This is a genomic window from Paenibacillus sp. FSL H3-0302, from assembly GCF_037982245.1.
Lineage (GTDB): Bacteria > Bacillota > Bacilli > Paenibacillales > Paenibacillaceae > Paenibacillus_AQ > Paenibacillus_AQ odorifer.
On record NZ_CP150284.1, the window covers coordinates 1,874,801 to 1,890,546 of the forward strand.

The following is a 15,746-nucleotide window of genomic DNA, read 5'->3' on the forward strand; positions in this document are numbered from 1 at the left end:
GTAAATATTTTTAACTACAAAGACCAGTCTCCAATTATTTGGGACTGGTCTTTGTGCTATTCAAAAGGCTATAAATTAGCTAACTAAGCATGAGTGTAAATAATCCAGCGGGTGGGACATAATAAAGGCTATGAACGTCAGTCAGGAGGAATGGGATTGCACAATAATGTCCACAGACGTATACTCGGCGGACTGATTATTTTATGTTCAGTAGTAGCCGTGTTGGTCCTTAGGCTGGCGTGGATTCAACTGTTTATGAAGGAACAGACGGTCCCTGGAACAAAATATACACTTGCAAAGATGGCAGAAATTCAAAGCGAACGGGAAACTGTATTGGACTCTGGGCGGGGGCGTCTGTATGACCGAAAGAGTGAACCCCTTGCCGGGGAAACCATTTGGACGGCTGCGTTTTTTCCTCAAGAGGCGAAGGCTAGGAATACCGTGACGCAGGTCGTATACGAAGAAGCTGAGTCCATGCACCGGTTGGCAGCTATCCTTGGAGTGAGTTATGAGCAATTGCTAAACAAGCGCTCTTCCCTTAAAGAACCATTGCTTTGGCCATCCTCAGTGGGAAAAGGACCGCTCGCACTTACATCCGCACAAGCAGAAGAAGTGAGTGCATTGGGGATCGACGGCGTAGGCGTGCTTCCTTTTGCTCGCAGATATGATGGGAACGCAACTGGTAGGCAGTGGCTTGGATATTTATCGGAAGCGATCCCAAACCCTGGTGGGAAGGCTTCGCCATCGGGGCTGAGAATTCCGATGACAGGAACGGACGGGTTAGAAAAGACCCTGGAGCCGTTGCTTCGAGGTGTAGGGCATACTGAGGCATACGCTCAGGTTGATGCGCGCGGGCAACGTGTCCCGGGCAGTCCCATTCAAGTAAGAGCCCCGGGCAATCCGTATTATCCGCTGTCTTTATATACAACGATTGATAAAAAGCTTCAGGAACAAATAGAGGAGTTAGCTGTCAAAGCTGGAATGAAGGAAGGAGCCGTGGTGGTGTTAGACACCGGAACGGGAGATATTGAAGCCATGGTATCTTTACCTTTTTACGACCCAGAGAAGATATCCCCTGAAGGGGGAGAGTGGAATAACCGGGCGTTGCAGGCTGCCGTACCTGGATCAATTTTCAAAATCGTCACAGCAGCAGCAGCACTAGAAGCCGGGGTCACCTCAGCGGATGAGCTTTTCTATTGTTCAGGGCAATATGAGAAATATGGATTGTCTTGTCTAAAAGGAAAAGGACACGGTCCCCTCACGCTGGCGCAAGGGTTCGCCGTGTCCTGTAATACTGTATTTGCTGCGCTGGCAGAACGTTTGAGTGGGGCGCAGCTTCAAGCGACAGCACTCGCGCTGGGGCTCGGAAGAGATATTAGCTGGCAAGCGGAGAATACGCTTGGTTTTCCAGTTCTTAAGCCACTGTCCGGTGAGCAGAAGGGGACGATCTTTACTTCTTTGCTGCCGGATGATCCAGGCGCCAGAGTGCAGACGGCCATTGGGCAGCGAGATGTGCAAGTGACCCCACTTCAGGCAGCGAACCTGGTGGTGACGTTACTGCATGGCGGGGAAGTGAGAGCGCCAAGAATTCTCCAGCGTGTAACCTTTGCAAATGGGCAAAAGCTAGAGGATCTGCCGGGTCATCTTTCCCCTTCAACTGCCGGGAGGATCTCAGAATCTACAGCCCGCCAGCTGCTGTCCTGGATGCGTAAAGTAGTTACGGATGGAACCGGCACAAGTCTGCAGAGCACGAAATGGCCGGTTGCCGGGAAATCAGGTACGGCACAAACCCTTGTTAAGGGTATGCCGCGTAATAATCAATGGTTTATCGGCTATGGGCCGGTGGATCATCCCAGATATGCTGTGTCGGTAGCGGTGGAGAACGTCGTTCCGGACAGCTCACATCTAGCCGTTAAGCTGTTCGGTCAGATATTGGATTTATTATCATCGGTTCCCTCTGGAGCTTGAGGTTCAGGTGGTGGCGCAGAGCTGGTCTGATTGGAAGCTGGACCGTTAGCTGCAAAGGGTGAAACGATAAATTCCTCTTGCGGGAGATAGATCCAGCTCTGAAGATACCCTTGTTGAATCAGTTCTTTTATCAGAATAAGCAAAATCGGCGACAGAATCAGACCAGCCATACCGAAAGCAGATGTGGACAGAATGACGAACGACAGCATAAGGAAGGCTGAGGATACGCCAATTGAATTCCCGGTAATCTTCGGCTCAAGCAGCTGCCTAACAATTAGTACAATGGCAAGGAGGATAATTAATCCAATAGCCAGTGATGTATTGCCCACGATGAACAAATAGATGATCCAAGGGACTAAAATTGTCGTCACGCCAAGAAGCGGCAAAATATCAAATACCGCGCAGACTAATGCCATTGTGATTTCGTTGCCGGTTCGCAGAATAAATAAGCCGACTAGAACTATGGCAAAAGTAATGCTGATCAGAATAAGTTGTGCTTTTAAATAGGAACCGATGGCTTTGAATACATTGCCTTGCAAAAAGGCGAAGGCGTTCTTAAAGGTTTTTGGCATTTTGTCATGCGCGATTTTACGCCAATCTTTGATTTCCATGCTAAGAAAAAATGCCAAAATAATGGCTATCCCGAAATTGGCCATGAAGGTGGAGAAGGAGCCTAGAATACCGGCCATGTATTTTAGAAAAGTAATCAGCCATCCTGTTAGAACATCCGTGGCATCTTTAAAGTACCCGTTGACCTTGTTCGTAATATCGGGTGGCAAGTTATCTATTTTTTGCTGCAGGTAGGTCGTGGTCTCCACAAAATGCTGCTGCACCACATATGTATATTTAGGGAGGTTCTCTTGGAAGTGAAGGGCCTGGATCGTAATCAGTAGACCGGCACCAAATAATGTACCTAACAGCACAATCAGAAAGAGCAACACTGAAATGGCGGAGGCAAAAGGTTTACCAAGACCACGGCGGTTCAAGAAGCGGGCCAAGGGTTCGATAAGCAAAAATACAAAAAAAGACAGGAATACAGGTGCAGCTAACTGATACAGCTTACTAAAGGAGAACATAATTAGATAAACCGTGAGGACAATTAATCCGATGTCAAAAAATGTGCGCCAATATTTTTTGTATAACGGCAGCATAGATATAAACAACTCCCTTTTTTTATAAGTGGATACGCCAGGTTGATTACATTGTACATGATTTTACTTTAAAAGCGTCTATTTCTTTGATACATGTGTTAAAATAGGGGGTAACGTTTTTTTATTCTACTTCACTTGGCCGTTTCACGGGTTCTGCTTGCAGACATTAGGCGAGCCAAAGTCAACTCTGGAAAAGCGGGGAATTAATATGCAGACTTTGCTGCTCTGGTTATTTTACATCTCATCATTTTATGCTTTTATCCCTGGTATGATCAGCCGGATTTTTGGTTACCGTGTCTTTCGTAAAGGAACTGGGCGAAATGAATTCGCACTGACCTTCGATGATGGACCTGATCCTCGATTTACACCATTACTGCTGGAATTACTGAAGAGGTATGATGCAAAAGCAACCTTTTTTGTAGTCGGCTCTAATGCTGAACGTTATCCTGATCTTATTCAGCGTATCCATGATGAGGGACATCTCATCGGAATTCATAATTATGTTCACAAGACGAACTGGCTCATGCGGCCAGCAACCGTCCGCCGGCAGATTCAACGTACGAATGATATTATTTATAATATTATTGGCGAACGCAGTACGTATTACCGTCCACCTTGGGGTATTGTCAATTTATTTGATATTTCCAAACGACGCCAAGTTGAAATTGTGCTTTGGTCGGCAATGTTTGGCGATTGGCGTGAGAAGCTCGGCGCCGAAAAACTCACTGAGAAGATGCTGGCCCGTCTAAATCCCGGGGAAGTGATGTTGTTGCATGATAGCGGCACAACGCTGGGTGCAGATGCGGATGCTCCAGGGAATATGCTTGTGGCTCTTGAGCAGACTCTGGAGGAAGCCCGTAAACGGGGACTACGCAGCATTCGAATTGATGAGATGATTAAGATGGCTGAGACGTCACCTATCCGGCGCTTATCTTTTGGTAAACGGGTGCTTGTAGGACTTTGGTTAGCTTGGGAACAGGTATTTCAAGCTCTTTTTCATCTCCAAACGATTACTCCGTCAGATCCTTTCCTGCATTATCGGATGCGGAAATATCAGGGTGAACCGGTTGAACTCGAGGGCGGAGAACTGCTGCGTAAAGGTGACAAAGTCATTGAGCTGCACATCGATAATAAACAGTTGTTCGAATTAGGGATTCATTCACGTTCTTCCGCTCAACTTGCGATTCGAATGATCCGCAGAATGGAAAAGGATCTGCCCATTCTTGCTGAGATCATTGCCAAAGATGTGGATCTTGCGGAAGCCAAAGCGCTTTATGGAGTCAGCATGATTAACCGGGGACCGGAGAAATTCGGCTTTACCGTACGTGATTTGCCGGATGGCTTATTCGCACGTTCCTCCAAATTTTACTTAAGAATCCTGTTAAGTGTGATTCATCCAGCAGGTGGGGCAAGGCTTAAAGAACGGAGCGAGGTCCTTGTGCCGAAGCTTATCCTGATGCCTGTCTCAGAGTTGCTCAAAAAGATGAATCAACAGCTGCCTCATCATCCGAAAACTGCAAAAAAACGCAAATCGCAACAGGAAGAATCGTTGTCACTTAATGATTCGGTTGCGGATGTAGAAATGCCAGGTGCGACAGTAACCAATTGATTCATGATCTTATTGATAAATATTTTACAGTGGACATGTAAAGAGATGTTCTACAATCCAGCGATGGGTTGTGGAACATTTTTTTATTGGGATAATTAAAAAAAGAGCAGCCCGCCAGTAGAAATACTAAGGTGGGACTGCTCTTGCTTGTTTTAATATTCTTTTTTGCTAAAGGGATTAGATCTTCAGCACTGCGCCGTTACTTGCATTGGTTACCATTTTGGAGTAACGAGCCAGGTAACCAGTTTTAACTTTAGGTTCGAATTCTTTCCAACCCGTACGACGAACTGCTAATACTTCTTCTTCAACCAGCAATTCAATCTTCCGGTTGTTGAGATCCAGCTCAATGATGTCTCCATCCTCAACAAAAGCGATCGGACCGCCTTCAGCTGCTTCTGGAGAGATATGACCGATACTGATTCCGCGGGAAGCCCCCGAGAAACGACCGTCTGTAATCAGACCGACCTTAGCACCTAGCCCCATACCCACGATTTGTGAAGTAGGCGCCAGCATTTCCGGCATTCCTGGTCCGCCCTTAGGACCTTCATAGCGGATAACGACTACATGGCCTTCTTTAACTTTACCGTTCGCGATACCTTCCAGTGCAGCTTCTTGGGAATCAAAGCAGATCGCAGGACCTTTATGATATCCACCTACTGAAGCATCAACTGCACCAACCTTGATGATAGAACCCTCTGGAGCTAAGTTTCCGTAAAGTACGGCAAGACCGCCTCTTTCGGAGTAAGGGTTGTCGATAGTATGAATTACGGAAGTATCTTGGATCTCGTGTCCGATTACGTTCTCAGCTAATGTTTTGCCGGTAACGGTCATACATTCCCCGAACAGAGCACCTGGTTTCTTCAGCAGTTCATTCAATACAGCACTAACGCCGCCCGCACGGTCCACATCTTCAATAAAGATATCAGAAGCTGGAGCCAGCTTAGCCAGATAGGGAACACGGTTTGCAACTTCGTTAATGCGTTCAAGCGGATAATCGATACCTGCTTCTTGAGCTAATGCAAGGGTGTGCAGCACTGTGTTAGTAGAACCACCCATTGCCATATCCAGTGCAAATGCGTTATCAAGGGATTCTTTAGTTACGATATCTCTTGGTTTAAGATCCAGCTTAATCAATTCCATCAGTTGTGTTGCGGATTTGCGAACAAATTCTCTACGCTCATCAGCAACAGCCAGAATCGTACCGTTACCTGGCAATGCCAGTCCAAGTGCTTCTGCAAGGCAGTTCATGGAGTTGGCAGTGAACATTCCGGAACAAGATCCACAGGTAGGACAACCAAATTGTTCTAATTCAAGCAGCTCTGCATCGTTGATTTTGCCGACTTGGTGAGCACCAACGCCTTCAAATACCGAGGTCAGAGAGAGCTTTTTACCTTTACTATCTACGCCGGCTTTCATTGGGCCGCCGCTTACGAACATGGTTGGGATGTTAACACGCAGTGCGCCCATCATCATGCCCGGTGTAATTTTATCACAGTTAGGGATGCAGACCATGCCATCGAACCAATGCGCGGAAACTACAGTTTCCAAGGCGTCAGCGATGATCTCGCGGCTTGGCAGTGAATAACGCATGCCGATATGTCCCATAGCAATCCCGTCATCTACGCCGATCGTATTGAATTCAAAAGGAACGCCACCAGCTTCGCGAATCGCTTCCTTAACGATTTTACCGAACTCTTGCAAATGCACATGCCCTGGAACAATATCAATATAGGAATTGCAGACCGCAATAAACGGCTTTCCGAAATCTTCTTCTTTTACTCCGGCTGCTCTCAGGAGACTACGGTGTGGAGCACGGTCAAAGCCTTTTTTAATCATGTCTGAACGCATTTTCTTGGCTGCCATAATGACATTCCCCCCTAAATGAATTTCAATCAAATATAGTGTCGCATTAACGCAATGAACTCCAAAGACCTGCGTATATACGGTTTATAGAAAGAACGGGGACCTGCTTCCTCAATAAGAAAAGCGATGCCGTTTCTATAAAAAAAGCCGCTGTTTTGGTATAAACAGTTACCGCCTAAAATGAACGGAGAAGTCATTGTTATTAGTGAGTCTATCACAAAGAGCACGTTTTTTCTACCGGACAATGTGAAGTTTGTCGATTGACGCAAAGCGTGGGAAGTGGAGGAAAAGCTCATTTTCGAAAGGAAAGTGCTTTATTTGGAAAATGGAACAGGGTTCGGATGTATCTATTTACCACTCTAGACAACTTTAGGAGAGCTGAGTATGATGGGAGTTATTATTTTATGGGAGGTGCTGGAAAATCGGGATTTGTCTATTATTATCGCCGCGGTGGATCGTTTTTACGGGGATGAAAAGCTAAGGAGGGAAAGGGAATGTCACAGCGTACAACTTTTTTAAATCCAATTGTAGCAAGCTCAGGAGACCCATGGGTATTCAAACATACCGATGGCTATTATTACTTTATGGCCACAAAAGCTAAATGTCTGGAGCTGACGAGATCTAGAACCTTGACCGGCCTTGCGGAGGGCGACAAGAAAGTGATCTGGTCTCCCGAACCGGGGGGCAGCTACAGTTACAATCTGTGGGCGCCGGAAATTCATCATTTGGACAACAGATGGTACATTTACTACACTGCGAATGACGGAGGAGGCGACGATTCACGGCGGATTTGCGTGCTGGAGAATGAAGCGGCGAACCCGCTGGAAGGACAGTGGGTATGGAGAGGTGCTTTGCAGACACCTGTCCCAGGGTTGGATGGAACAGTAATGTCTTTGCGGGATCAGCTGTATTTTCTGTATGCGGGATATGGTCATTTTCCTGATTATGGGTCGGCTATTTACATTATGCGAATGAGTAATCCTTGGACCTTGAAAGGGGAGCATCACCTGCTTACCGCTCCAACTCTGTCATGGGAGAAGCAAGGTGGCATGGCGATTAACGAAGGTCCGGTAATTTTGCAGCGACACAATCGTATTTTCATGGTTTATTCGGCAAGTACGACTTGGTCTGAGGATTATGCACTAGGGATGCTCACCATGAGCGAAGCGGCAGATCCTTTGCAACCGCTGTCATGGGAAAAATCAATGTCGCCTGTATTTTGCAAAAGTGTAGAGAATGGGATTTTTGCCACGGGGCACAATAGCTTCACACATTCTCCTGATGGCAAGGAAGATTGGATAGTCTATCATGCGCTTCCTTCCGCTGGAGCGGATGTGTCTTTGCGCGCGACCCGTATCCAGAAATTTGGGTGGAAGGTGGATGGGACACCAGATTTTGGGGTTCCTTGTAGGGATACGCTTGCTCAGACCGTACCGTCGGGAGAATAAGAATAAAACAGGAAATCAAGACTGAAAAGGCCATTCATTACATAAAAACTGTAATGAATGGCCTTTTCATGTAATGCAGATATTTTTATTCGCTGTCGATAATGATTGACGAAAAACGCCTGTTTTATAAGGGGTTTTCGCCAAAATACAGGATGGTTAGTACGCTTTTTTAATAGGTTTGTAGTTGGTATAGCCATATATTTGTTTGAGAAAAGTTCATAAGATTACAAAATTATTGTATGAAAGCGTTGACATATGAATTTTGGATGCTTATAATTCGATCTGAGATACAGAAAAACTGTATTAATCAAGGGGAGTTATCTACAGGGAAAAAAGGAGCGTGGTTCCAAGCTTTGGATTTGCTTAAGGCGTTGTGGCAAATATTTTATAGTGGGAGGTTAAGTATGAAGAACAATGCAAAGCGTTATTTTAGTCTTTTATTTGTGTTAATACTGATCATTTCGACTGTAACAGCATGTAGTGGCAACAGTGCAAACAATGGGGCTGATAAGGGTGTCTCTAACAACAAAGAGAACGAGAGCACAGCCAAAGACCCGGTTGAGTTTACAGATATCAGCGCAGACATACGCGGCAATGCAGCCCCAACGCAAGAGCAAATCGACGAAGTTAATCATTCCTTGAATGATACATACCTCGGCGACGTCTTCGATGAAGTCATTCCAAATGATTACTCAGCTTATCCTGTTAAAGGTGATGTGGTTCTGGATGTATGGATGCCTGCGAATTCCAATATTCCGGATATGAACAATCATGCTGTCCAGAAGCAGGTGGAGCAATTAACGGGAATCAAAGTAAACTTCATCACGCCGCCAATCGGCCAGGAAGCGGATGCCTTCACGCTGATGATCTCCTCCGGTGAACTGCCTGACATTATCATTGAGCCGGGACGTTATCCGGGAGGTTTTGAAGCGGGCGTAAATGACGGCGCTTATATCGATCTGACAGATCTGATGGAGAAAAATGCTCCGAACTATACGAAGTGGCGCAATTCGGATGAATCAAGAAGAAAAACCACGGTCACGGATGACGGCAAGCTGCTCGGCTTCTATGGCATCGCCCCATATTCAGAGTGGACTTGGTTTGGAACATTGATTAAGCAGGAAGCGCTGGACAAAACAGGGCTTGAAGTTCCAAATACGATTGATGAATGGCATACCTTCCTGACAAAAGCAAAGGAAGTCGGATACAAAGCACCACTTAATTACGGCTCTACTTACGGCCAGATTTTTACCGGCATCATAAATGGCGCATATGGAGTATGGGATTGGACGTTCCTTGATGAGAATGGCAAAGTGGCCTGGGGGCCAGCACAGCCGAAAGCTAAGGAATATTTGACCACCATGCAGCAATGGAACAAAGAAGGATTATTGAACCCGGACTGGGCAACGGCAGACTTTAACCAGAGAATGGCGAGCGCCATTTCGGGAGATACCGCGATGATGATGGACTCTCCGGATACGATGTGGAGTTATTGGAAAGAGCAAAGCGGTATCGACTTTGTGGGCGCACTGAACCCGGTTCTGAACAAAGGAGATAAGTCCGCAACCACGTACAAAAATTTCAAAAGAGCGGGTATCGAAGCTGCGATCACCACGCAAAGCAAAAATGTAGAAGCGGCAATGGCTTGGCTTGATTTTAATTACAGTAAAAAGGGCTGGGAATTGATTAACTTTGGTGAATATGGCACGGTCCACCTGATTGATGAGACGGGAATGCCTTATTATCCAGAGAACAGTTATATCTTTAAAGACCCTGAAGGTCAGCCCGTATCGACAACCTTATGGAAATACCGGATGCACAACTGGCCGGATATCCGGGATGAGCATCATTCCAACCCGCTGATCGCTGCCAAAGGAAGTTACTCGGGAGACATTCGCAAGAATTGGACAGAAAATATGGATACTAGTATGGCTATGCCACCTATTTCCTTTACCAAAGATGAAGCTTCGCGGGAAGCCGAGCTTGGAAACCAGCTGTCGACACTGCGCGGAGAGTATTTTGCAAAAATCATAATGGGAGACCTGCCGGTAGATGCCTATGATAAATTTTTGAAAGAAGCTCAGAGTATGGGACTGGAAGAGTTTTTGAGTATCCATCAGGCAGCCTTAGATCGATATAACAAACGATAGGTGGTTGTTTTATGGAAATATTACGAAAAAACAGAGCGATAAAGCCCATTCCTCAGGACGCCAAACCTAAAAATACCAAGTTAGTGATTAAGAAGGATTTGAAAAAGAACTGGTTTGTCTATCTGTTGGCTGTCCCTGTTGTAGCGTGGTTCCTGATTTTCTGCTACGGGCCGATGTGGGGGGTTATGATCGCCTTCAAGGATTTTAAACCCCTGCTGGGGTTTGGCCAGAGCGAGTGGGTAGGGTTTAAGCACTTTATTGATTTTTTCCAAGGGCCTTATTTCTGGCGGGTCGTTAAAAACACCCTTCTCCTCAATGTTTGGGGGATTGCCTTTGGATTTACAGCCCCGATTATTCTGTCCTTGATGCTGAACGAAATCCGTGGGGTTAAGTTTAAAAAAGTGGTCCAAACGATCACCTATATGCCGCACTTTATATCCCTGGTGGTGGTATGCGGGATCATTCATATCTTTGCCGCAGATGAAGGGATTATCACGCAAATCCTGCAATTTATTACCGGAAAAGAGTACTCTTCACTGCTCGGCTACTCTTCGTTCTTCCGGCCGATTTATACCTTCTCCGGCATTTGGCAGAGCATCGGCTGGGATAGCATCATCTACCTTGCGGCGATGAGTTCCATTGATACTTCATTATATGAAGCTGCTGAAATTGACGGAGTGGGACGGATTAAAAAAATGTGGCATATTACGCTGCCGCAGATCAGCCCAGTTATCATCATTCTGTTTATTTTTGCCATCGGCGGGTTGATGTCGTCCGGGTACGAGAAGATTATCCTGCTGTACAATCCTCTGATCTATGATACGGCGGATGTTATTGCCTCTTACGTGTATCGTCGCGGTTTAAGAGAAGCCAGTCTTAGTTATTCCACGGCTGTGGGCTTGGTCAGCTCAATCGTTAACTTCGGACTGCTCTGGATGACCAATACAATAGCCAAACGCAGGTCCGAGGTCAGCTTATGGTAAGAAAGAGGGACAGCTATGAAAGATAATTTGCAGCGTAAAGCGAAAAAAAGACGAAAACATAAATCCATCGGTGACAGAGTATTTGACGGCACACTTTATACTCTGCTGACCGCATTAACCTTGGTGTGTTTTTATCCGATCCTGCACATCCTGTTTGCCTCCGTCAGCGACCCCGGCATGTTGATTGCTCATAAAGGCATTTTGCTGAAACCGCTGGGATTCACTTTGGATGGCTATAAGCTGGTATTTAAAGATAACAGTCTGATCAACGGCTATAAAAACACGATTATATATGTAGGATTAGGCACATTAGTCAACATGATCATGACCATTCTGGGAGCTTATGTATTATCCAGACGAGGATTGTATTTCAAAAACTTCATCATGATCCTGATTACAATCACCATGTTTTTTGGCGGCGGGTTGATTCCTTGGTTCTTATTAATGAAGGATATAGGTCTGTACAATAATTTGTGGGCCATGATTTTGCCAAGTGCTTTAAGCACATGGAACATTATTATCCTACGAACTAGCTTTCAAGCCATTCCGCAGGAATTGGAAGAAGCGGCTACCATAGACGGGGCAAGTCAGGCCCATATTTTAACGAATGTGATTCTTCCGCTGTCCAAAGCTACGCTGGCCGTAATCTTTTTATACTATTTAGTGGGGAACTGGAACTCATGGTTTAATGCGATGGTGTTGTTGAAGGACAGACAGCTGTTCCCACTGCAGCTATTAATGAAGGAAATATTAGTAGCTAATGATGCAACCGCAACCTCGATCGGCAGTGCAGGCGGGGTAGTCATCGATAGTGCCCAGAGCCAGACGGCTTTCCGCGAGCTGGTTAAGTATTGTGCGATCGTCGTTTCTACGCTTCCTATATTAATGGTATATCCTTTCTTGCAAAAATATTTTGTTAAAGGTGTTTACGTAGGTTCGATTAAAGGATAGCGGGCAAAAAAACAAGTTCATCTTATATAGAAATTATTTAATAGGAGTGAAGTACACCATGTTGACAGAAGCAAGCAGCATATCCGTTCCACGTCCAGAATATCCAAGACCCCAATTTGCCCGTAAGGATTGGCTTAGCCTAAATGGAGAATGGGATTTTACGTTTGATGATGAAGATGTCGGTGAGGAAGAACAATGGTATCGGACGGACACAAAGGGTTTATTTTCACGGGTTATTCAAGTGCCCTTTGCGTTTCAGAGCAAGCTGAGCGGGATTGAAGATCCTTCATTTCATGATGTTGTGTGGTATAGAAGAACTTTTGAAGTTCCTGAGGGTTGGAATGGGAAGCGGATTGTCCTCCATTTCGGCGCCGTTGATTATTTGGCAAAAGTCTGGGTGAATGGTCAGCTGGTGGCCGTGCATGAAGGCGGACATACACCATTTCAGGTCGATATCACTCCTTCGCTGCTCAAAGGAAGGAATACCATCATACTGCGCGCAGAGGATTTCAGCCGTGATGTCACCTTGCCGCGTGGCAAGCAATATTGGCTGGAGCAGTCTGCTGCCATCTTTTATACCCGCACAACCGGAATCTGGCAGAGTGTCTGGCTTGAACCGCTGTCTGCAGTGCATCTGAGTAAAACCATGATGACACCAGATATTGACCGCAATGAAATCCGGCTTCGGACCTTTCTGCAAGGATTTAAGTCTGCTGATCCGCTCAAGCTGCGCATAACGGTATCGTATGACAGTGAAGTAATTGCGGAAGATCAATATATGGTCATGAATGGTGAGCAGCTGCGCACTATCGGCTTGGGTGATTTTGCGGATCATGGTCTTGGACGTTTATGGAGCCCTGAGCATCCGAATTTGTATGATATTCAATTTCAATTGCTTCGGAATGAGGAAGTAATTGACGAAGTGGCGAGTTATTTCGGCATGCGCAAGGTGTCGATTGAAAATGGCAAGCTATGCTTGAATAACCGCCCATATTTCCAGAGACTGGTGCTTGATCAGGGATACTTCCCTGACGGGATACTAACCGCACCTACAGACGAAGAGCTGAAACGTGATGCCCAGCTGACGAAAGAAATGGGCTTTAACGGGGTGAGAAAACATCAGAAGACAGAAGATCCCCGGTTCCTGTATTGGTGTGATAAGCTCGGCCTGCTGGTATGGAGTGAGGCAGCCAATGCTTACGAATATTCCGAGGAGTATGTCCGCCGTTTCACGAAGGAATGGCAGGAGATCATCGAGCGCGACTATAACCATCCTTGTATCGTGACCTGGGTTCCGCTTAATGAGAGCTGGGGTGTTCCCAATGTCCAGATTGATACACGCCAGCAGCAGCACGGATTGGCTATGTATCATTTAACGAAATCCTTGGATGAGATGAGACCTGTTGTGTATAACGATGGGTGGGAGCATATGACTACAGATTTGGTGACTATTCATGACTATGAGAGCCATCAGGCAGTGCTGGAGGAGAGATATGCCACGGCAGAATCTTCTGTAAATGCGATGCCGGCCAACCGCAAAATATTTGTCGGTGGAGCTTCGTATCAAGGCCAGCCGATTCTCGTATCCGAGTTTGGTGGAATTGCCTTCAAGAAAAGTGAGTGGGAGGGCTGGGGTTATTCTGGGGCAGAGAATGAAGAGGATTTCCTGATGAAGCTCAAGGCTGTGGTTGACCCGATGTTCACTTCCCCGGTGATCCAAGGGTATTGCTATACCCAGCTGACGGATGTCGAGCAGGAAATCAACGGACTGCTCACCTATGATAGACAGCCCAAAGCTCCGCTTGAAGCGATCCGCAACATCATGATGAATATTCAATAAATAACATTTACTAAAAGGAGTTACACCATGACACAACAAGCAACGCTTCCGCGTCCTGAATATCCCCGCCCTGACTTTGTTCGACCAGAGTGGATCAATCTGAACGGCCAGTGGCAATTCGAAATTGATCATGGCAAAAGTGGGAAGGAGCGCGGATACCCTGTTAACGATCATAATCTCTCAGGGACAATTACTGTGCCCTTCTGTCCGGAAAGCAAGCTGTCCGGTGTAGAATATAAAGATTTTATGGCTGCAGTATGGTATAAAAGGGAATTTACCGTACCGGAGAGCTGGACAAATGGCAGAGTTATCCTTCATTTTGGCGCCGTTGATTATATGGCGGAGGTCTGGGTGAACGGCGTATCCGTAGGTACGCATCGTGGAGGATATACTCCGTTTAGCTTTGATATTACTTCTAATCTTTTAGCGGGCAGTAATGTGATTACTGTCTATGCTGAAGACGACGTTCGATCGGGACGACAGCCACGGGGCAAGCAGAGTGAACAGTTCCATTCGCACGGCTGTGATTATACACGCACTACAGGAATCTGGCAGACGGTATGGCTTGAGCAAGTCCCTGAAACCTATCTGTCTAATCTGAAAGTTGTCGCTGATCCCGACAATGGCTGTGTGCACCTCGAAATGAAGGTACAAGGGAACGCAGCGGGGGACACGCTTCGGGCCACTGCTCTTTATGGCGGCAAACCCGTTGGGGACAGCAGTGTGATCGTTTCCGGACCCTCTATAAAACTTACAATTCCGCTATCAGAGATTCACTTGTGGGAAGTTGGAAACGCCAGATTGTATGACCTGAAGTTGTCCTTGCATAGTCAGGGACGGGAGAGTGACGTGGTCCATTCTTATTTTGGACTCCGCACGGTACGACTGGATGGGATGGCATTCCGGATCAATGGGAAATCCGTATTTCAGCGGTTAGTTCTGGATCAAGGTTTTTATCCGGAGGGAATCTATACCGCTCCTACTGATGAAGATCTGCGCAGAGACATCGAAATCTCAATAGGGCTTGGCTTCAATGGCGCGAGGCTTCACGAGAAGATCTTTGAGCCGCGTTATCTTTATTGGGCTGACCAATTAGGTTATCTTGTCTGGAGAGAGCATGCCAATTGGGGGCTGAATATTACTGGAGCGGATAGCCTGACTCACTTCCTGCCGGAATGGCTCGAAGGTATGCAGCGTGATTTCAATCATCCCGCGCTGATCGGCTGGTGCCCTTTTAATGAGACCTGGGACCGGGACGGTGCGAAACAGCATAACCCCGTGCTCCAGATTGTTTACGACGTAACAAAACGTATGGATCCAACACGTCCAGTAATTGATACAAGCGGCAACTTCCATGTGGCTACAGATATCTTCGATCTTCATGACTATGACCAGAATCCGCAGACGTTCCGGGACAGATATGAACCGATGAAAAGCGGCGGAGAAGTATTCAATACCTTCCCGGATCGCCAAACGTATGAAGGTCAACCTTACTTCATCAGCGAGTATGGCGGAATTTGGTGGAACCCGCAGCAGAAAGATGAAAAATCATGGGGGTATGGGGACAGACCGACCTCAGAGCAAATGTTTATCGAACGCTACGAGGGGTTGACGAATGTTCTATTGGATCATCCGCTGATGTTTGGATTCTGCTATACCCAGCTGTACGATGTGGAGCAGGAAGTCAATGGACTGTACACTTATGACAGACAGCCGAAGTTCGACCCCGAGCGAATCCGCGGCATCAATGCGCGTAAGGCTGCAATTGAAGATTAGAGGCGCT

General features: G+C 46.4%; 10 protein-coding genes. 8 read left to right on the plus strand and 2 right to left on the minus strand.

The features are described from left to right. Window positions 1-150: 150 nt before the first annotated feature. Window positions 151-1,968, plus strand: a complete 1,818-nt coding sequence (locus tag MHH50_RS08210; protein WP_340034180.1) for a penicillin-binding protein 2 — start codon at window positions 151-153, stop codon at window positions 1,966-1,968. Here MHH50_RS08210 and MHH50_RS08215 read toward each other — a convergent pair. After that, window positions 1,926-3,119: an AI-2E family transporter gene (locus MHH50_RS08215; RefSeq protein ID WP_340034181.1), complete on the minus strand. Its 1,194-nt coding sequence runs from the start codon at window positions 3,117-3,119 to the stop codon at window positions 1,926-1,928. The genes MHH50_RS08210 and MHH50_RS08215 overlap by 43 nt on opposite strands. 208 nt (window positions 3,120-3,327) lie before the next feature. Here MHH50_RS08215 and MHH50_RS08220 point away from each other — a divergent pair, with 208 nt between their 5' ends. Beyond that, window positions 3,328-4,728 (plus strand): polysaccharide deacetylase family protein, encoded by a 1,401-nt coding sequence (locus tag MHH50_RS08220; protein WP_076192865.1) that lies wholly within the window; start codon window positions 3,328-3,330, stop codon window positions 4,726-4,728. A 177-nt stretch (window positions 4,729-4,905) separates the two neighbouring features. On the opposite strand, the gene ilvD is transcribed toward MHH50_RS08220, so the two are convergent. Then, window positions 4,906-6,591 carry a dihydroxy-acid dehydratase gene (gene ilvD, locus MHH50_RS08225; RefSeq protein WP_076134060.1) on the minus strand — a complete coding sequence of 562 codons (1,686 nt, stop codon included), beginning with the start codon at window positions 6,589-6,591 and terminating at the stop codon, window positions 4,906-4,908. A gap of 494 nt (window positions 6,592-7,085) precedes the next feature. On the opposite strand from ilvD, the gene MHH50_RS08230 reads away from it, so the two are divergent. The 6 genes from MHH50_RS08230 to MHH50_RS08255 all read left to right on the plus strand — a co-directional run bounded on the left by MHH50_RS08230 (window position 7,086) and on the right by MHH50_RS08255 (window position 15,739). After that, on the plus strand, window positions 7,086-8,039 hold the full coding sequence (locus MHH50_RS08230) for a glycoside hydrolase family 43 protein (RefSeq protein ID WP_340034182.1): 954 nt from the start codon (window positions 7,086-7,088) through the stop codon (window positions 8,037-8,039). Between the two features lie 404 nt (window positions 8,040-8,443). After that, a complete protein-coding gene (locus tag MHH50_RS08235) occupies window positions 8,444-10,189 on the plus strand; it encodes an extracellular solute-binding protein (protein WP_340034183.1) in 1,746 nt (581 codons plus the stop codon). A gap of 11 nt (window positions 10,190-10,200) precedes the next feature. Continuing rightward, window positions 10,201-11,172 (plus strand): ABC transporter permease subunit, encoded by a 972-nt coding sequence (locus MHH50_RS08240; RefSeq protein ID WP_036680973.1) that lies wholly within the window; start codon window positions 10,201-10,203, stop codon window positions 11,170-11,172. Between the two features lie 15 nt (window positions 11,173-11,187). Then, the gene (locus MHH50_RS08245) at window positions 11,188-12,123 is read left to right on the plus strand and encodes a carbohydrate ABC transporter permease (protein WP_076126337.1); all 936 of its coding nucleotides are present in this window, start codon (window positions 11,188-11,190) and stop codon (window positions 12,121-12,123) included. A 58-nt stretch (window positions 12,124-12,181) separates the two neighbouring features. After that, window positions 12,182-13,963, plus strand: coding sequence for a sugar-binding domain-containing protein (locus tag MHH50_RS08250; RefSeq protein ID WP_340034184.1), 1,782 nt, complete (start codon window positions 12,182-12,184; stop codon window positions 13,961-13,963). Window positions 13,964-13,990: 27 nt separating this feature from the next. Further along, window positions 13,991-15,739 (plus strand): sugar-binding domain-containing protein, encoded by a 1,749-nt coding sequence (locus MHH50_RS08255; protein ID WP_312151123.1) that lies wholly within the window; start codon window positions 13,991-13,993, stop codon window positions 15,737-15,739. The last annotated feature ends 7 nt before the right edge of the window (window positions 15,740-15,746 follow it).